17 protein-coding genes and 1 pseudogene are annotated in these 18,035 nt (G+C 61.4%); 11 read left to right on the top strand and 7 right to left on the bottom strand.

Annotated features, from left to right (window positions below):
• The first annotated feature begins 52 nt into the window (after positions 1-52).
• The gene (locus tag AB5Y91_RS06285) at positions 53-1,471 is read left to right on the top strand and encodes a PLP-dependent aminotransferase family protein (protein WP_234678333.1); all 1,419 of its coding nucleotides are present in this window, start codon (positions 53-55) and stop codon (positions 1,469-1,471) included.
• Positions 1,472-1,525: 54 nt separating this feature from the next.
• On the opposite strand, the gene AB5Y91_RS06280 is transcribed toward AB5Y91_RS06285, so the two are convergent.
• Positions 1,526-1,984 carry an N-acetyltransferase family protein gene (locus AB5Y91_RS06280; protein WP_368169315.1) on the bottom strand — a complete coding sequence of 153 codons (459 nt, stop codon included), beginning with the start codon at positions 1,982-1,984 and terminating at the stop codon, positions 1,526-1,528.
• A gap of 184 nt (positions 1,985-2,168) precedes the next feature.
• Positions 2,169-2,822 carry a tellurite resistance TerB family protein gene (locus tag AB5Y91_RS06275; protein ID WP_262109362.1) on the bottom strand — a complete coding sequence of 218 codons (654 nt, stop codon included), beginning with the start codon at positions 2,820-2,822 and terminating at the stop codon, positions 2,169-2,171.
• 217 nt (positions 2,823-3,039) lie between these two features.
• Here AB5Y91_RS06275 and AB5Y91_RS06270 point away from each other — a divergent pair, with 217 nt between their 5' ends.
• The 4 genes from AB5Y91_RS06270 to AB5Y91_RS06255 all read left to right on the top strand — a co-directional run bounded on the left by AB5Y91_RS06270 (position 3,040) and on the right by AB5Y91_RS06255 (position 4,581).
• Complete coding sequence (locus AB5Y91_RS06270; RefSeq protein WP_368169314.1) at positions 3,040-3,342, top strand: hypothetical protein; 303 nt, start codon at positions 3,040-3,042, stop codon at positions 3,340-3,342.
• A 14-nt stretch (positions 3,343-3,356) separates the two neighbouring features.
• Positions 3,357-3,827, top strand: a complete 471-nt coding sequence (locus AB5Y91_RS06265) for an acyl-CoA thioesterase (protein ID WP_234567726.1) — start codon at positions 3,357-3,359, stop codon at positions 3,825-3,827.
• A gap of 87 nt (positions 3,828-3,914) precedes the next feature.
• Complete coding sequence (gene rsmS, locus AB5Y91_RS06260; protein ID WP_234691528.1) at positions 3,915-4,070, top strand: pleiotropic regulatory protein RsmS; 156 nt, start codon at positions 3,915-3,917, stop codon at positions 4,068-4,070.
• Positions 4,071-4,119: 49 nt separating this feature from the next.
• Entirely contained in the window at positions 4,120-4,581 is a 462-nt protein-coding gene (locus AB5Y91_RS06255) for a GyrI-like domain-containing protein (RefSeq protein WP_368169313.1), read from the top strand.
• 21 nt (positions 4,582-4,602) lie between these two features.
• Here the strand turns inward: AB5Y91_RS06255 and AB5Y91_RS06250 are convergent, their stop codons facing one another.
• Positions 4,603-5,445 carry a LysR family transcriptional regulator gene (locus AB5Y91_RS06250; protein ID WP_368169418.1) on the bottom strand — a complete coding sequence of 281 codons (843 nt, stop codon included), beginning with the start codon at positions 5,443-5,445 and terminating at the stop codon, positions 4,603-4,605.
• 123 nt (positions 5,446-5,568) lie between these two features.
• Between AB5Y91_RS06250 and AB5Y91_RS06245 the strand changes: the two genes are divergently transcribed.
• Both AB5Y91_RS06245 and AB5Y91_RS06240 read left to right on the top strand, forming a co-directional pair.
• Positions 5,569-6,072 carry a nucleoside deaminase gene (locus AB5Y91_RS06245; RefSeq protein WP_368169312.1) on the top strand — a complete coding sequence of 168 codons (504 nt, stop codon included), beginning with the start codon at positions 5,569-5,571 and terminating at the stop codon, positions 6,070-6,072.
• Entirely contained in the window at positions 6,065-7,303 is a 1,239-nt protein-coding gene (locus AB5Y91_RS06240; RefSeq protein WP_368169311.1) for a cyanate transporter, read from the top strand. Before AB5Y91_RS06245 ends, AB5Y91_RS06240 begins: the two co-directional genes overlap by 8 nt.
• Before the next feature lie 43 nt (positions 7,304-7,346).
• Here AB5Y91_RS06240 and rluF read toward each other — a convergent pair whose 3' ends face one another.
• Positions 7,347-8,360 (bottom strand): 23S rRNA pseudouridine(2604) synthase RluF, encoded by a 1,014-nt coding sequence (gene rluF / locus AB5Y91_RS06235; protein ID WP_283941569.1) that lies wholly within the window; start codon positions 8,358-8,360, stop codon positions 7,347-7,349.
• A gap of 567 nt (positions 8,361-8,927) precedes the next feature.
• Between rluF and gdhA the strand changes: the two genes are divergently transcribed.
• Together gdhA and AB5Y91_RS06225 are read left to right on the top strand one after the other, a co-directional pair.
• Complete coding sequence (gene gdhA / locus AB5Y91_RS06230) at positions 8,928-10,271, top strand: NADP-specific glutamate dehydrogenase (protein ID WP_368169310.1); 1,344 nt, start codon at positions 8,928-8,930, stop codon at positions 10,269-10,271.
• A 185-nt stretch (positions 10,272-10,456) separates the two neighbouring features.
• Positions 10,457-10,672: a DUF3955 domain-containing protein gene (locus tag AB5Y91_RS06225; protein WP_368169309.1), complete on the top strand. Its 216-nt coding sequence runs from the start codon at positions 10,457-10,459 to the stop codon at positions 10,670-10,672.
• Positions 10,673-10,685: 13 nt separating this feature from the next.
• Here AB5Y91_RS06225 and AB5Y91_RS06220 read toward each other — a convergent pair whose 3' ends face one another.
• Both AB5Y91_RS06220 and AB5Y91_RS06215 read right to left on the bottom strand, forming a co-directional pair.
• Positions 10,686-11,054: a VOC family protein gene (locus tag AB5Y91_RS06220; RefSeq protein ID WP_368169308.1), complete on the bottom strand. Its 369-nt coding sequence runs from the start codon at positions 11,052-11,054 to the stop codon at positions 10,686-10,688.
• Positions 11,055-11,169: 115 nt separating this feature from the next.
• A pseudogene (locus tag AB5Y91_RS06215) lies at positions 11,170-11,637 on the bottom strand (hypothetical protein).
• 152 nt (positions 11,638-11,789) lie between these two features.
• Between AB5Y91_RS06215 and AB5Y91_RS06210 the strand changes: the two are divergent.
• Both AB5Y91_RS06210 and AB5Y91_RS06205 read left to right on the top strand, forming a co-directional pair.
• On the top strand, positions 11,790-14,936 hold the full coding sequence (locus AB5Y91_RS06210; RefSeq protein ID WP_368169307.1) for a DUF3427 domain-containing protein: 3,147 nt from the start codon (positions 11,790-11,792) through the stop codon (positions 14,934-14,936).
• A gap of 275 nt (positions 14,937-15,211) precedes the next feature.
• Positions 15,212-16,873, top strand: coding sequence for a putative bifunctional diguanylate cyclase/phosphodiesterase (locus AB5Y91_RS06205; RefSeq protein WP_368169306.1), 1,662 nt, complete (start codon positions 15,212-15,214; stop codon positions 16,871-16,873).
• Positions 16,874-16,876: 3 nt separating this feature from the next.
• Here the strand turns inward: AB5Y91_RS06205 and AB5Y91_RS06200 are convergent.
• Positions 16,877-17,964 (bottom strand): IS3-like element ISAs22 family transposase gene (locus AB5Y91_RS06200; RefSeq protein WP_088821966.1). Its coding sequence is split into 2 segments (ribosomal slippage): positions 16,877-17,712 and positions 17,712-17,964, totalling 1,089 coding nucleotides; the frame shifts between segments, so codons are not numbered across the junction.
• Positions 17,965-18,035 lie beyond the last annotated feature (71 nt).

Raw genomic sequence — 18,035 nt, 5'->3', positions numbered from 1 at the left:
CTATAACAGATGCAGTTATAGTGAAATCCACCTATAACAGTTAGGACACACCATGTCCCGTTACGGTCAGCTGGCTGCCTTGTTGCAACAGCAGATAGAGAGCGGCCTCTGGCAGCCGGGGGAGCGCATCCCCTCCATCCGCCAGAGCTGCAAGACCCACGGCCTCAGCCCCATGACGGTGCTGCAGGCCTACCAGTTGCTCGAGAGCCGCGGCCTTATCCTGGCCAGGCCCCAGTCCGGTTACTACGTCAAGGCCGCCACCTCCCCGCTGCAGGCGAGCGCCGCCCAGCAGGCCCACTACAGCGGCTCGGTGGACATCAACGATCTGGTGTTCGAGGTGTTGCAGGCGAGCAAGTCCCGGGAGCTGGTGCCGCTGGGGCTCGCGGTGGCGGATCCCGCCCTCTTCCCCCATCCCCAGCTAGGCCGGGCACTGGCGAGCTGCATGCGCCGCCTCGACCCCTTCAGCACGGTCGCAGATCTGCCCCCCGGCAACGAGGCGCTGCGCCGCGCCATCGCCCAGCGTTACGCCAGCGACGGCCTGGCGGTGGATCCCCAGGAGATCATCATCACCACAGGGGCCATGGAGGCCCTCTCCCTCAGCCTGCAGGTGTTGACCGAACCCGGAGACTGGGTGGTGGTGGAGTCCCCCACCTTCTACGGCGCCCTGCAGGCCATAGAGCGCTTGCAGCTCAAGGTGGTGGAAATACCTGTGATCCCCGGGGTGGGCATAGATCTCGCCCTGCTCACCGAGGCCCTGGCCCAGCGCCCCATCAAGGCGTGCTGGCTGATGGGCAACGTCCAGCACCCCCTGGGCCACACCATGCCGGATGGGCACAAGCAGGGGCTGATGGCGCTGCTCAACGCCCATGAGGTGCCCCTGGTGGAGGACGACGTCTACGCCGAGCTCTACTTTGGCCGCGAGCGCCCCAGTCCCATCAAACGCTGGGACGCCCGGGGCGACAGCCTGCTGTGCGGCTCCTGGACCAAGTGCCTGGCGCCGGGCTTTCGGGTCGGCTGGGTGGTGGCGGGACCCCATGCCGAGCGCATCCAGCGGCTGCAACTGATGTCCACCCTCTCCACCAATGTGCCGAGCCAGCTGGCGCTCGCCGACATGCTGCGCCAGGGCGGGGTGGATGCCCACTTTCGCCGCCTGCGCCACACCCTGGCCCAGCGCCAGCAGCAGATGCGGGCGGCCCTGCTGCGCCTCTTCCAGGACGAGGTGCGCATCTCGACCCCGAATGGCGGCTACTTCCTCTGGCTGACATTCGACGAGCGCCTCGACAGCCGGGCACTCTACGCCCAGGCGCTGGCCAGCGGTTTCTCACTGGCCCCCGGGGCCCTGTTCTCGAGTCAGGGCCAGCACAACCACTGCCTGCGCCTCAACAGCGCCCATCCCTGGAGCCCGGCGCTGGAGGCCGCCCTCACCCGGCTGGCGGCCCTGGTCCACCAGCAGCTCGCGCCCCATCAATAGACCACCAACAACAAGGCCCCATGACGGGGCCTTGTTTATTCACCGGACGTCGGGCTATCTGGCGTAAGTCTCTGACTGGCGCTTGAAGCCAAGAGACTCGTAGAGCGACCTGGCCCTGTCATTGAATGACATGACTTCCAGCTTGAGCTGGCTGGCATCATGGGCCTTGGCCCAGTCATCACAATGGGCGATCAGCTCCTTGCCGATGCCACGGGATCTGTGGTGCTCATCCACCACCACTGTCGTGATGCGGCAGACGGGCAGCTTGGTAAGAAACGGAATGCTGTCATTGATGTCGATCCGGGCGCTCAAAAACCCCACCACCAATTCCTCCTCCACGGCGACACAAAACAACCGCCCCTCCCGTTGGATGGCGTCCAGCAGAAATGCCCGCTGCTGCGAAGAGGGAGGGCAGAACACCTCGGGAGCCTGCTCGAAGTGGATCTGCCCTATCTGCCGATCCAGTTCGACGATGGCATCGAGATCCTGCTCGGTTGCCTTGCGTATTTCCAATGGGTGCTCCTTGCCTGTGGCTGATGACCTCACCCCAGTGGCCTGGGGAAAAACCCATCATAGGAGGTGTCGGCACCAAGGTGAAGCGCCGAATGTATCCCCTTATGGCAGAAGTTCACGCGGATGACACCAACAACAAGGCCCCATGACGGGGCCTTGTGGACAATCTTATGGCTGCCTGGGCTCAACCCGGCGCGCCCAGCTGGGCCACCTGGCGCTCTATGCTGGCTTTCAGGTTGTCATCGAGTTTGAGGGCACGGGCCAGCTCATCGAGATAGCCGCGCTCCATGAAGTGATCCACCTCGACCGCGAGCAGGGAGGCGAGATAGACCTCGGTGGCCTGCTCCATGTCGGTCACTTCCCGGGCCAGGGCTTGCGGGTCCAGCGGGCGGGCCAGCTCGGCATCAATCCAGCGGGCGGCATCGGGTTGGCCCTGCTCGGTCAGGTACTGCTGGATCTTCTGACGCTCGTTGCCGTCGATGTGGCCGTCGGCCCGGGCCGCCGCCACCATGGCGCGCACCAGCAAGCTGGCGCGGGCATCCAGTTCGGCGCCCGCCAGCTCGTTGAGGGGATGGGGCGTGCCAGCCGCTGGCGCACTCTGGTTTTGCTGCCAGTCCTGATAGAGCTTGTAGGCCAGCCCGCCGAGGGCGGCCGCCCCGCCCACCGCCGCCACCTTGGTGCCGTACTTGCGCATCTTCTTGTTGCCAAGCAGCAGCGCCATGGCCCCGGCGGCCAGCCCCCCCTGGGCCATGCCCTTCATCTGGGCCTTGCGCGTGTCACCGCCATCGTTGAGCCAGCCCTTGCCAGCTCCCATCAATTGCTCCAGCATCTGTTTCATGGGGCCTCCTCATTTGCATGAGCTGCCATGCTGGGCCGCCGCCGCTGAACTCAAGGTGAATGGATGTCCCTGCCCCGTCTGTCGCAGCCGACCCTGCTCGTGGCCGGGATCATCTGGTTGGATGAGTCCTGGTCGCTGCGATTGTTATTGTCATCACTGGCCATTTCGGGGGCATAGCCCTGGGCATGGCGAGGCGCCCTTCGCAAGGAGACAACCCATGATGAAGCTGGTCATACTGCTGCTCGGTGGCACCCTCTCGGGCGGCCTGCTCGCCATAGAACAGGCTCGGGACACCCATCAGGCCGGGCTGGACAGAGCCTGTGCCAACGCCCGGCAACAACAGACGATACAAGAGAGGCAGCAGCGCATCGATGCCTGCGTCAGGGCCGGGGGCAAGACGACCCGCTGCCAGCAGGAGTACGCCAGCCTCGGCCAGCGCACCGGCAATGAACGCCCCTATGTGTCATCCCTGCCTCCCTGCCAGCAGGCCGAGGCCTACCGCAAGAGTGACCGGCAATGAACCGAGGAGACGATATGACCCCACCCCACGAGCTGACCCTGCAATTTCTCGCCGAACCCGCCGACGTCAACTTCGGCGGCAAGGTCCATGGCGGCATGGTGATGAAGTGGATCGATCAGGCCGGCTACGCCTGCGCCGCCGGCTGGTGTGGCGGCTATGCCGTCACCGTCTATGTGGGGGGCATCCGTTTTTTGCGTCCCATCCAGATAGGCCAGCTGGTGGAGGTGCACGCCAAGGTGATCCACACGGGCACCACCAGCATGCACCTGGCGGTGGATGTCTACAGCCGCCACCCCACTGACCCTGCGCGCCACAAGACCACCCACTGCATCATCATCTTCGTGGCCATGGACGAGCACGGCAAGCCGAGCCCGGTGCCCCAGTGGCAGCCGGTGAGCGAGCAGGATCTGAGCTTGCAGCAGTACGCCAGGAAACTGATGGCCCTGCGCGAAGAGCTCGACAAGGAGATGCGTCAGCACATGTGAAGCCCTTCAAGCCCCGGACACCCGGGGCGTGTCTTCACCGCCCGGGGCGCTATAATGGCGCCCACTCTGCCCCCATGAGAAATCAAGATGTCACTGGAAAATGCCCCCCCCGAGGTCAAACTCGCGGTGGATCTGATAGAACTGCTGGAAACCAACCAGATTGCCCCGGATCTCGCCCTGGCGGCGCTCGCCATCGTCCGCCAGGACTATGAGCGCAAGCTCGAGGAAGGCCGGGCGCACTGACGCTTTGCTCTCGACACTGTCCCTTCACCCTTCCAACCCAGGAGGCACCATGTCAGACCCCGTTCGCTTCGAAACCGGCAAGGCCATGCTGCTTGGCGGCCTGCGCCGCCATCACAGCTTCCAGCACGGCGACTTCGGTGGCCAGTGGCGTGACTTCAGCGCCCTTGGCCCCCTGCCGGGTCAGCTGGGGGAGCACGCCTACGGTGTCATCTGCGCCGCCACCGAGTGCGAATATATGTGCGCGGTGGAAGTAGCCGCCCTGGAGGTGCTGCCCCCCGGGATCGGCCGGATGCGGATCACTCCCCAGACCTACGCCGTCTTCCTGCACCGGGGCCATGTCGATGCCCTGCCCCAAACCTGGCAGGCCGCCCTCGACTGGCTGGCTCGGTCCAGCTGGGAATCCGCCAACAAGCCGGATTTTGAGCGCTACGGCGACGCCTTTGACCCGGATAGCGGCAGCGGCGAGGTGGAAGTCTGGCTCGCCGTGGTGCCCAGACAAGCCCTGGCCTGAGGCCTCGGGCCTGGCTTGTACCTACCTGGGCCCCATCACCTCGTCACAGAGCGCGATCAGGGCCTCGCACAGCCGGCTGAGGGGCTCACTGTCCCCCGCCCCCAGGTGCAGGGCCAGCTCCACCGAGCGCACCGCCGGCCAATCCACCAGCGCCACCTGATCGGGCTGCTGCAATCGGGCGGGCAGCAGGCTCACCCCTATGCCCGCGCTCACCGCCCCCTGCAGGCTGGCGAGGCTGGCACTCACGTAGGCGATGCGCCAGGGGATCCCCCTGGCATCCAGGGCCTCGGTGATCTGGCGCCGATAGAGGCCTTCGCTCGGAAACACCACCAGGGGAACAGGCTCCCGCTCGCAGGCAGGCCAGCCGCGGCTGTCGACCCAGGCCAGCGGCTCGCGCCAACGGGCGATGGGCTCCCCCTGCCCCCGCCCCTGCTTGATCAGCGCCAGATCCAGCTCCCCCCCTTCGAAGGCCTGCCACAGGACGTGGCTAAGACCGCTTTGCACCTCCAGCCTCACCTCGGGGTATTGCCGGGCGAAAGCCGCCAGCACCGCCGTCATGGCGCCGGCGGCGAAATCCTCGGGCACCCCGAGACGCAGGGGTTGACTGGCCTCGCTCACCCGCTCCCCCGCCCGGGCCAGCAGCCCCAGAATGCGGCGCGCCAGCCCCAGCAGTGTTTCCCCCTGGGCCGTGGTCACCACCTGGCGGCCGGATCTGTCGAGCAGCGGACAACCGAGCTGCTGCTCGAGGCGGCGCATCTGCTGGCTGATGGTGGACTGGGTCAGGTGCATCCGCTCGCCGGCACGGGTGAAACTGCCGGTCTCGACGATGGCGACAAAGCTCTGCAGCAGGTGGGGATCCAGCAAGGGTCGCTCCATGGGGGAATTCTCCATTTATAAAATCACTGAAAGTCATTTTATCATTTAATTTCCAAATGACTTGCGGGCCCGTTAGGCTGCCGTCACCCCCTCTTTTCCCAGGATGATCCCATGCCACAGCCTCCCCAGTCCGGTGCCCGCCCAGTGAACTCCCTCAGTGCCGTCTCGGCCCCCAGCCATCAGGCATGGCTGGAGCAGACCCTGCAGCTGGCCCTGACCCACCGCCAGCAAGGGGGCCGCCCCTTCGCAGCCCTCTTGGTGCGAGACAACCAGCTGGTGGCGAGCGCCGTCAACCGTATGCTGGAAGCGGGGGATCCCAGCCGTCACGCCGAGCTGGAGGCGCTGCGGGAGGGGAGCCGCAAGGGCCCGCTTGCGGGTGCCATCGTCTATGCCAGCGGCCACCCCTGCCCCATGTGCCTCTGCGCCCTGGTGATGAACGGCATCAGCGCCGTCTACTACGCCTTCGACAATGCCGACGCCGCCCCCTTCGGCTTTGACAGCACATCGAGCTATGACAAGCTGCGCCTGCCCCTCAACCCGCCGCCCCTGCCCCTCATCAAGTTGCCAAGCTCCATACCGGCCGCCGCCCTCTACGGCCCCCAGTCCCATGGTTAAGCGCCCGCTCCCCTCCGGCAGCGGCGCCCTGCTGGTGCTGGTGGTGCTGATTGGCATCAACCTGCGCCCCTTCCTCACCGCCATAGGCCCACTGGCGGGGGAGATAGATGCCCAACTGGCGCTCGGGATGGACAGGCTGGCCTGGGTCACCCTGCTGCCACTGTTGCTGATCGGGGTCGGCGTGCTGCTTACCCCGTCCCTGCTCGACAAGACCGGGCCGCGCCCCTTGCTCGGCACGGCCCTGTTGCTGCTGATGCTGGGCAGCGCCCTGCGCTTCGATCTCGCGAGCGGCACCCTGCTTATCGCCAGCGCTGCCCTGTGCGGGCTGGGGTCGGCCCTGGTTCAGGGAGTGCTGCCCGGCCTCATCAAGCGCGCCTTCGCGGGCAAGGTGCCTCTGGTGATGGGGATCTTCTCCGCCTGCATGATGGGGGGCGGGGCGCTCGGTGCCGTGCTCACCCCCAAGGTCGCCGTGCACCTCGACTGGTCCCGGGCGCTGGCCCTGTGGAGCCTGCCGGTGCTGCTGGCCCTGGTCTGGCTCGGCTGGCGGGTGCGCCTGCCCGCCGCCGCGCCACACGCCACCGAGTCAGGGGAGCAGCGGCTGATCGCGCTGCCCCGCGCCTGGCTGCTGATCGCCTGCTTTGGCATCATCAACAGCGGCTACGGCATCGTCGTGGCCTGGCTGGCCCCCGCCTACCTGGCGCTGGGGTGGAGCCCCCAGCAGGGGGGCGAACTGGTGGCCTGGCTGGCCCTGGCCCAGACCGTGAGCGGCCTGGGTCTGCCGCTGCTGGCGGCGCGCAAGTTGGACAGGCGCCCCTGGATGGGGCTCGCCATTGTGATGCAGGTGGCGGGCTTTGGCGGCCTCTGGCTCGCCCCAGAAGTCGCCCCCATCCTCTGGTGCCTGCTGTGCGGCGCCGGACTTGGCGGCAGCTTCTCCCTCATCATGGTGATTGCGCTGGATCACCTGCCAGACCCCAGGCGCGCCGGCAGCCTCAGCGCCCTGATGCAGGGGTTTGGCTTCATCCTGGCGGCCACGGGCCCCTGGGTGGCGGCGCGCCTGCATCACTTGAGCGGCGACTTTGCCAGCGCCTGGCAGTGGCAGTTGGGGGGGCTGGCGCTGATGAGCCTGCTGGTACTGCGTCTGGATCCGCGCCACTACGCCCGCGTGATGCGACAGCCTGCGGCTCCTGTCAGCCAACGGGGCCAGACGGCACAAAGCAATACACCGGCCTAGGGCCGGTGTATTGAGCAAGTTGAAAAGCGAGTGACGGGGCGCCTTAGCGCCCCTTCTTCTGCCGTCCACCCTGGTTGGTGCGCGGTTTGCCCGCAGTGGCCGGCTTGCCCCCCTTGGCCGGGGCCCCCTTGCCAGCGGCGCCTTTAGCAGCTACTCCCTTGCCCACGCCGCCCTTGCCTGCGGGGCTCTTCTTCTCGAAGGCCTCCGGGCCCGGCACATTGGGGCGCCCGCCAATCTCGTGATCGTCGTCGCGGCGCGGCTTCTTCCCCTGGGCCGGTTTGGTGGTTTGCGCCGCCGGGGTCTTGGGTTTCTCCCCCTTGGCCGGTTTCACCTCGGAGGAGGAATCTTCAATGAGCTTGAACAGCTCGATCAGCTCGTCGTCGGTGAGATCGCGCCACTCCCCCACCGGCAACCCCTTGAGGCTGACGTTCATGATGCGGATGCGCTCGAGCTTGGTTACCTCGAAGCCGAAGTGTTCGCACATGCGGCGGATCTGGCGGTTCAGCCCCTGCACCAGCGTGATACGAAACACGAAGGGGGCTTCTCGCTTCACCTTGCACTTCTTGGTGACGGCGCCGAGGATGGGCACCCCGGCTCCCATGCCCCGGATAAACTCGTCGGTCACCGGCTTGTCCACGGTCACCAGGTACTCTTTCTCGTGATCGTTGCCCGCCCGCAGGATCTTGTTCACCAGATCCCCGTGGTTGGTGAGGAAGATGAGGCCCTGGGAGTCCTTGTCGAGGCGCCCTATGGGGAAGATGCGGGTGCTGTGGTTGACGAAGTCGACGATGTTGTCCTTCTCCCCCGCCTCCGTGGTGGAGACGATGCCCACCGGCTTGTTCAGCACGATGAAGACCAGGCTGTCCGCCTCCCGCGCCTCTATCACCTGACCGTTGACCTTGACCAGATCCCCGGCAAACACCTGATCGCCGATCCCGGCCCGCTTGCCGTTGATGTAGACATGGCCCTGCTCGATGAAGCGATCGGCCTCGCGACGGGAGCAGATGCCGCTCTCGCTGATGTATTTGTTCAGGCGCATGGATTCATCGGCCAGCATGGGTCACCTGCCAGATAGTGGAGTTCAAAAGAAGTGTCGGCTCAATCAGCCAGGTCATGGTCGGGTTAGTCTGCATACATGTCCATCTACAAAAAGAATCAACAAAAAGAATCTACAAAAAGCGCCTGCAATCAATCTCTTCAAAAGGGCAAGGCCGCCCTTTCCTCAAAAAAACGCCGCTACAGTAGCATATTGCGCCATCCCTTGCCCCGCCCCGTGCACCGGATCCTGCCATCCGCCCCACCTTACCCCTGCTCCCGCCCTCCTCTCCCCAGCCCAACCTGTAGCGACAAGCCAGCGGTCGCAGAGAGCGTCGAAGGATACCCATAGAGAGGGATGAACTAAAACTTGCTATTTATTGACTAAAAATGCATAAAAAGATTTTCGTCAGCGCGAATTATTACGTTTGTGTCGGCCATGTAGCGGCGTAACCGCCATCATTGTCGGCAATTACCGCCACGAAACAAATTTTTATCCGTATTCACTTTCAATGTCGAATATAAAGCGGGTGCGGCGCCGACCCTTCTCTGGCAAGAGGCCAATTTCCCTTTATTACAGGAGTTACAGATGAGTCATTCCCTCTCTCAGGAGGCATTCCTGGCCCAGGTGGCCAGCCGCAACCCCCACCAACCCGAGTTCATCCAGGCGGTGAGTGAGGTCGTCGCCTCCATCTGGCCCTATGTGGCGCGTCACCCCCGCTACCTGCAACACGGCCTGCTGGAGCGGCTGGTGGAGCCCGAGCGCCTCGTGCAGTTTCGGGTGAGCTGGGTGGATGACCAGGGTCAGGTACAGGTGAACCGTGGCTACCGCATCCAGCACAACAGCGCCATCGGTCCCTTCAAGGGGGGCATGCGCTTCCACCCCTCGGTGGATCTCTCGGTGCTGAAATTCCTCGCCTTCGAGCAGACCTTCAAGAATGCCCTCACCACCCTGCCCATGGGTGGCGGCAAGGGGGGCAGCGACTTCGATCCCAAGGGCAAGAGCGAGGGAGAGGTGATGCGCTTCTGCCAGGCGCTGATGCTGGAGCTCTATCGCCACCTCGGGGCCAACACCGACGTGCCGGCCGGTGACATCGGGGTGGGCGGGCGCGAGGTGAGCTACATGGCGGGCATGATGAAGAAGCTCACCAACAGCGCCGAGTGCGTCTTCACCGGCAAGGGGCTCTCCTTTGGCGGCAGCCTGATCCGCCCGGAAGCCACCGGCTACGGCTTGCTCTATTTTGTCGAGGCCATGCTGGCCCACCGTGGCCAGTCCCTGGCCGGCATGCGAGTCTCGGTGTCGGGCTCGGGCAACGTCGCCCAATACGCCATCGAGAAGGCGATGGCGCTGGGCGCCTGTGTCATCAGCGCCTCCGACTCCGGTGGCACAGTCTACGATCCCGACGGCTTCACCCCCGAGAAGCTGGCCCGCCTGATGGCGCTTAAAAACGAGCAGCGCAAGCGGGTGGCGGATTACGCCCATGAGCTGGGGCTGGAGTTCTTCACCGGTCGCACCCCCTGGCACCTGCAAGCGGACGTCGCCCTGCCCTGCGCCACCCAGAACGAGCTGGATGCAGAGGATGCCGCAGCCTTGGTCGCCAATGGGGTGCAACTGGTGGCCGAGGGGGCCAACATGCCCTCCAGCGCCGCCGCCATCAAGGTATTCCACGAGGCGCGGGTGCTGTTTGCCCCGGGCAAGGCCGCCAACGCCGGTGGGGTCGCCACCTCGGGCCTGGAGATGAGCCAGAATGCCCAACGCCTCTCCTGGACCCGGGAAGAGGTGGATGCCCGCCTCAAGGGGATAATGACCAGCATCCACGCCACCTGTGTCCGTTATGGTCAGGATTATGGCCATGTGAACTACGAAAGCGGCGCCAACATCGCCGGCTTCGTCAAGGTGGCCGACGCCATGCTGGCGCAAGGGGTCTGCTAGTCACGCCACTCCCCGAAACGCCCCCAAAAGCAACAGGGCAGCCCATGGCTGCCCTGTTGTGTTAGATGTATCGCTGTCGCTTTAATCTGGGCGATCGCAGGTTGCATGCCCGGCGCCACTTCACGCTCGCTTCATCCAGCCATGACACCCTCACCCCTCTTCCATACGCGAACGAGGACAACGAGATGACAACGACCATAGGCGCCCTGCTGATCCTGGCCGGGCTCGGCTGCTTTGTGGCCTTCAACCTGCTTGGCACCACAGTGGATACACAGGGATTCTTGCACGAGCCCTTTGCCCTGCTGCCCCTGGGCTATCTGCTGCTCTTCACCGGCATGGTGCTCAGCTTGCTCCCTCTACTGCGCAGGGCCCTCGCCAAAGGCGAGGAAAACCGGCCCTGATGCGTCAGGGGACTCAGCGATAGCGGCTTATCTCGACGAGGTTCTGATCCGGATCCAGGCAATAGACAGATTCGATGGGGCCGCAGGCGCCGCTCTTCGTCACGGGCCCCTCCACTATCTCGACCCCCTGGCTCTCGAGCTGGGCCATCACCTGATCCAGGGGCCAGCGAGTGATGAGGCAGAGATCCCCCGAACCTACCTGTGCCCGGTTGCGCGGCTCCTCCCCCGGCAGTTGCAGATTGATCTTCTGGTTGCCAAAGCGCAGGGCCCGGCGCCCGGCCCCGAAGGTGATGGGCTCCATCTTGAAGGCGCGGCTGTAAAACGCTACCGCCCGCTCGATGTCGCTCACCGTCAATACCAGATGGTCGATATGGCTGATCATGCATGCTCCCTGTGGTGGTGATCCCCACCCCATCATAACCAGTCCCCTTGGCAGAGACTGTGCCTTGGCGCACATCCATTATCCCTAAGCATTTCTTTTATCAGGGAAATACGCCTTATCGCACGGCGGAACAGGCCTTGTCGCGCTGGGCAAGCAGGGCTTCGTCCTCGCTCTCCATGGCCGCCAGAATGGCCTGATTGCAGGCCCGCTCCGCGAGCTTCGCCGGGCTCTGCTTGGCATCGGCGATCTCCGCAATCATGGGGCGATAGCCGATGGCGGCCGAGCCGTACATGGTGCGGTACTTAGGGAGCTGTCAGCTACTGTCATCCTGGCGCGATAACTCATCGCACAGCTTGCCAAACAGCGCCCTTGCCTTGAGCGTATACTGGCTAAAGCGCCGTACATCCTGCTCATAGGGACGGCAGACGCTGTTCTGTTTGATCTGCCAGAGCTGATAAGAGAAGGGGACTTGCTCCCCCTCATACTGCACCACCAGCGCCTTGACCTCGGTGCCATAGATATCCGTCACCTGCTGCTGCACCAAATTGAGATAAGCCGAAAAAAGGTAAGAAACCGGATCCATCACCACCTCCCTGTGGTTGGCTTTGCTGCTCTGCACCGCTAAAATCCTGATGGATTTTCAAACGAGTAACAGGCGACAACAGCTTACTGATTTAGTTACGAAAAATGATACTCTTCCCACCATCCTCATGTACAAGCTCAAGGTCAATAGTGATGCAACAATGCGGCATTTATGAACAGCTCATTACTCAACTGCTGGCATCCCGACTCGACCGAGATCGCTTTTACGTAGGAGAGCGCCAGCTTGACCCCTCCGAAGCTGCCGTCTGGTTATCTCGATTTCTTAGCCGCATTTTGGAATATGCGGTGGGCTCGGTAGCCGCTGGGGATGATCAACTACAACGGCAGATTGAACTGGCCAATCAATTACTACTCTGGTTGAAAGATCACATTCAAGACCCTGGCTTTGTTGAAGAAAACCTGATTAGCAGCCAAGGCAACATCCTCACCGCCCTCTATGCACTGGATAACCCCCTCTCCGCCAATTTAAAGCAATATGCTGAAGATATTTTTCCTCTGACTGGGCTGACCCAAAGTGAGTTGTTTTGCGGCAGCAATGCGGGCTTGTCGATGGAATCAGAGATTAAACGGGAAATATTATCTGCAGATAGCATCTGCTGGCTGGTCTCGTTTATCAAATGGGCAGGCATTCGTATTTTCCGCCATGAGCTGGAAGAATTTACCCGTAGTGGCCGCAAGTTAAAAGTCATCACCACCTCTTATATGGGGGCCACTGATGCCAAAGCAGTAGAGTTTTTAGCCAACCTACCTAATACCGAAGTCAAACTCAGCTATAACACTCAACGTGAGCGCTTGCATGCCAAGAGCTATCTCTTTTATCGCGAGACCGGCTTTCATACTGGTTATATAGGTTCCTCTAACCTCTCCCATTCAGCCCTCACCAGTGGATTAGAGTGGAACCTTAAAATCACCTCGCAAGAGATCCCCCATATCATCGAGAAATCCCTCAGTACCTTTGAAACCTATTGGGAATCCGATGATTTTGAGCTGTTTGATGGCAAGCTCGAAAGCCGAACAAAATTACAGCATGCTCTACAAGAAGCCCGTAGCGACGGTGACAAGCACAATCCTGCCCACTTCTTTGATATCACACCATTTCCTCATCAGCAGGAGATCCTTGAGCAACTGGCAATGGAGCGTTCTCTGCATCAACGCTTTCGTAACTTGATCGTGGCGGCAACCGGTACAGGCAAAACGCTGATCTCAGCCTTTGATTTTTCTCGTTTTCTGAACATAAAACCCGATGCCAAGTTGCTGTTTGTCGCCCATAAAGAGGAGATCTTGCGCCAGGCACAGGCGGCTTACCGAGGAGTACTTAAACAGTCTCACTTTGGCGAGTTGATGGTCGGCGGTGTGACACCAAACCACTACAAGCAACTCTTTGCTTCAGTGCAGTCCTTGAATAATCAACTACCGAACTTGCGTCTTAGCCCTGATTACTTCGATTACATCGTTATCGATGAGGTTCACCATATTGCGGCGGCCAGTTATCGTGGCTTGCTCGCCGCCTTTTCCCCTCACATTCTCTTGGGATTGACAGCCACTCCTGAGCGCCACGATTGCGGTGATATTCTCGCCGACTTTTGTGGCGTGATCGCAGCCGAAATCCGCCTACCAGAAGCCATTAATCGTCGTCATCTCTGTCCATTCCAATATTTTGGCATCGACGATGATACAGATTTACGCCAAGTCCCTTGGAAAAATGGCCGCTATGACATCACCGAGCTCACCAATATCTACACCCACAATCAGCAGCGGGTGCAGAAAATAGTCCAGAGCCTCGATGAGATCGTCACCGATATTACCAAGGTCAAAGCACTGGCATTTTGCGTGAGCCGTGACCATGCCGACTTTATGTGTAAGGCCTTTTTACTCAAGGGCATCAAGGCGGACATTCTCACCAGCGATAACCGCGACGAGCGGCATAGCAAACAACAAGATTTGCGCACCGGGGTTATCAACATTCTCTGCGTAGTGGACATTTTCAACGAAGGTGTCGATATTCCGGAAGTCGATACCTTGCTGTTTTTAAGACCAACGGAAAGCCTAACCATTTTCTTACAGCAATTAGGGCGTGGCCTGCGACTGGCAAACGATAAAGAGTGCTGCACAGTGCTGGACTTTGTCGGCAATGCCCGTGCGGAATATGACTTTGCCCAAAAATTCCGAGCACTGGTTGGCAAAACCAATAAGGCGATTAGCCACGAAATCAAGCAGGGCTTCCCTCATGCCCCCTTGCGTTGTCGCATCGAGCTATCGAAGCAGACCCAAGAGTTGATACTGAATAATATCCGCCAAGCCACCCTTAATACGGCACGGTTGATTGGTCTGATCCGCCGTTTCTCACAGGATTGTGATTTACCGCTGACCCTGGCGAACTTTTTGAACTTTTACCCTCACATCACTCTTGAGGAGGTCTACAAACGCGGCAACTGGAGCGCATTGGTCAAGCAAGCACACAACCACACAGTTTCTGAGTTCACCGACGATAAGCTACACACCCTCTACACCCGTGCCATTAACACCCGCTTGCTCGGCTGTGATGCGCTCCATTACTTGCAATTTCTGCAAGAGCTGGCCGCAGGACACTTTGCCCCCCCTTCTGAACAAGATGAGCGCATGGCCTTGATGTGCCATTACGACTTCTGGCAACAGAGCGGTCCCAAGGCGGGTTTCGCCACCCTGGCGCAGAGCCTTAAGCGGCTCGAACACCCGGAGCTCAGGGCTGAACTGTCAGACCTATTACCCCTGTTGATCAATCGGGTTCAACACGAGCAGTTAGCAATGCCCCACCTTCCCGATAATCCGCTACGGCTACATGCCCGTTATGCCAGAGAGCAGGTGTTAGTTGGTTTTGGTGCCACCAATTTCGAACAGCAACCGTCAGCTCGTGAAGGGGTGTTCGTGATTGCAGAGCAGAATATTGAGCTGCTGTTTGTGACCCTAAACAAAACGGAGAAACACTTCTCCCCCACCACGCGCTACCACGATTACGCCATCAGCGAGTCGCTTTTCCATTGGCAGAGTCAAAACAGCGCTCGCCCCGATCGTGGCAAGGGTTTGAGTTACATCGAACAAAAGGAGAAGGGGAAGCGCCTGTTTTTGTTCGTCCGTGAGCAGAATAGCGATGAGTTTGGACGAACCCTCGGCTTCGTGAATTTTGGTGAAGTGGAGTACGTCTCCCACAGCGGCAGCCAACCGATGAACATTAAATGGCGCCTGATGACACCAATGCCTCCCTTCATGTGGAAAGAGGTCGCCAAGCTGGCGGTGGGCTAGCGAGTGTCACTGAGCGGGAACGTCACATTCATCATGCCCCTGCTTTTCAAGCGGGAAAATTTGGAACCCGCCTTGGGACAAGGGGCGGGAGGGCATTGCCATCAAGGGGTAAATTCAGTGTTTTTACTCTGATCCTGGGCCCATTTTGGTGCGTATAGCTGGCCGGTTTGGGGCACCTCTGGTGTACAATCTCCAGCCCGATTTTCCTCCCCAGCCCGGCCATGGCTCAGGCCGTTATCCATCCCAGAGTGAATCAAGTGACCGCGACCCACCCCATGCTCGACAGTTATTACAGCCAGGATCTGGTGTTTTTCTCCATCCTGGTGGCGGTGCTCGCCTCTTACACGGCGCTGAATATGACGAGCCGGGTAAGCCAGAGCCGGGGACGGGCCGCCGCCCTCTGGCTCGCGGGGGGCGCCTTCGCCATGGGGCTTGGCATCTGGTCCATGCACTTCATCGGTATGCTCGCCTTCAACCTGCCCATAGCGCTGGGCTACGATCTGACCCTCACCGGCCTCTCTCTGGTGGCGGCCATCGGCTCCTCGGCCTTCGCGCTCTGGCTGGTGAGCCGCCCCGAGCTACCCTGGCGCCAGATCGCGGGGGGCGCCCTGCTGATGGGGGCAGGCATCGCCGCCATGCACTACATCGGCATGACGGCCATGAAGATAGAGCCTGGTATTCACTACCACAGCGGGCTCTTCGTCCTCTCCATCCTGATTGCCGTGCTCGCCTCCGGCGCCGCGCTCTGGATTGCGTTTCGCCTGCGAAACAGCACACCGCGCGCCTTCTTTTGCAAGGCCCTCGCCTCCCTGGTCATGGGGGCCGCCATCATCGGCATGCACTACACCGGCATGGCGGCGGCCCAGTTCCCTGAGGGGAGCCTGTGCGGCGCCCTCTACACCGGCCTCAATACCCAGTGGCTCGCGACCGTCATCATCATAGTGACCCTGGCGGTGTTCGCCATCGCCCTGGTCCTCTCCCTGCTGGATGCCCACGCCGCCCGCCTCTCGACCTCCTTGCACCTGGCCCACGACGAGCTGCTCAAGCTGGCGCTCCATGACAGCCTGACCCGGCTGCCGAACCGGCTGCTGTTTGCCGACCGGCTGGAGCAGCGCATCCAGGAGTGCCAGCACCATCAGCGCAGCTTCTCCCTGCTGTTTCTCGATCTCGACGGCTTCAAGATCATCAACGATGCCCACGGTCACCACACCGGGGATCTGCTGCTGGCCGAGGTGGCGACACGGATCACCGGGCTGCTCGGCGCCAGCGACACCGCCTCGCGCTTTGGCGGCGACGAGTTCGTGCTGGCCCTGGCGCCGGGGGATATCACCCAGACCACGGCCTTCGCCGAGCGGCTGCTGGCGACTCTGGCCCAGCCCTATCCCTGGGAGCATCACAGCCTGCACATCACCGCCAGCATCGGCATCGCCGTCTATCCCCAGGATGGCACCAGCCTGCACGAGCTGACCCTCAACGCCGATGCCGCCATGTACTACGCCAAGCAGCGGGGGCGCAACGACTACTACTACTTCGACAGCGCCATGAATGCCAACGCCCACCAGCAGTTCTTGCTGCAAAAGGAGCTGCGCCATGCCCTGGAGCGGGGGCAGCTGGCCCTGCACTATCAGCCCAAGTACGGTGCCCACAGTGGCGAAGTGGTCGGCGCCGAGGCGCTGCTGCGCTGGCAGCACCCGCACCATGGCGCCATCTCCCCGGCGAGCTTCCTGCCCCTGGCGGAGAAGACCCGGCTCATCATCCCCATCGGCAACTGGGTACTGGATGAGGCCTGCCGTCAGATGAGCCGCTGGCGGGAGGCGGGTCATCACGACTGGAGCGTGGCGGTGAACCTCTCCACCATACAGCTGGCCAGCCCCGGCTTGCTGGAGGTGGTGGAGGCCGCCGGTAATCCCCCCATTTTTTGGAGCACTCAAAAGTAGAGGTCATGCGGCCTGTGCCAAGCGCTGTTTCGGCGTGTAGCCGCCCAGCGCCATATTGGGCCGCTCATGGTTATAAACCCACAGCCAGTTCGTGGCAAATTCCTGTAACTCATTCAGTGACTCAAACAGGTAATGGCCCAACCAGTCGTAACGCACAGTGCGGTTAAATCGCTCTATGTAGGCATTCTGCTGCGGGTTGCCTGGCTGGATATACCTCAGCGCAATCCTCTTCTGCTGCGCCCATTGCTTGAGCTCTTCGCTGATGTATTCCGGACCATTATCACAGCGGATAGCGGCTGGTTTGCCCCGCCACTCGATGACCTGCTCCAGCACCCGTTTGACTCGCGAGGCAGGCAAGGAAAAATCCACCTCGATGCACAGTGCTTCGCGATTGAAGTCATCGATCACATTAAACAACCGCACCGAACGACCATCGCTGAGCTGGTCATGCATAAAGTCCATCGACCAACAGTGATTCGGTTGGTCAGGGACTGCCAACGGCTCCGGCTTGGCCCGCACTAGCCGCTTCTTGGGTTTTATCCGCAGATTGAGCTCTAGCGCCCGATAGATCCGGTAGACCCGCTTGTGGTTCCAGCCAAAGCCTTTGACGTTACGCAGGTACAGGAAGCACAGTCCGAAACCCCAGTTGCGCTGGTTGGCGGTGAGGCGCAGCAGCCAGTCGGCAATCTCCTGGTTTTCATCAGCCAGCACGGGCTGATAACGGTAGCAACCCTCGCTCACCTTGAACACCTGGCAAGCCAGACGGATAGAAATGGCGTAATGAGCCACAGCCTTGGTCGCCATCTCCCTGCGGGCAGATGGCGTCACCACTTTTTTGCCATCGCCTCGGAGATGATCTCAGCCTTTAGGCGCTCCTCGGCATACATCTTCTTAAGGCGACGATTTTCCTCTTCCAGCTCTTTGAGGCGCGCCATGAGAGAGGCATCCATGCCACCGAATTTGGAGCGCCACTTGTAGAAGGTGGCGGAGCTGATGCCATGCTCACGGCAGAGCTCAGGGACGGGTGAACCAGACTCGGCCTGCTTGAGGATGGCGATGATCTGTGCATCGCTAAAGCGTGATGTTTTCATGTAGAACCTCCTGCGTTCAAGATACGAGAAAATTCTACTTATGAGCACCTCAGTTTTTCGGGGGGATTACC

This window comes from Aeromonas sp. R4-3, assembly GCF_040908275.1.
In the GTDB taxonomy this organism is placed as follows: Bacteria; Pseudomonadota; Gammaproteobacteria; order Enterobacterales; family Aeromonadaceae; genus Aeromonas; species Aeromonas rivipollensis.
The sequence above is the reverse complement of the archived record's forward strand: the minus strand, read 5'-3'. Positions and strand labels throughout refer to the sequence as shown.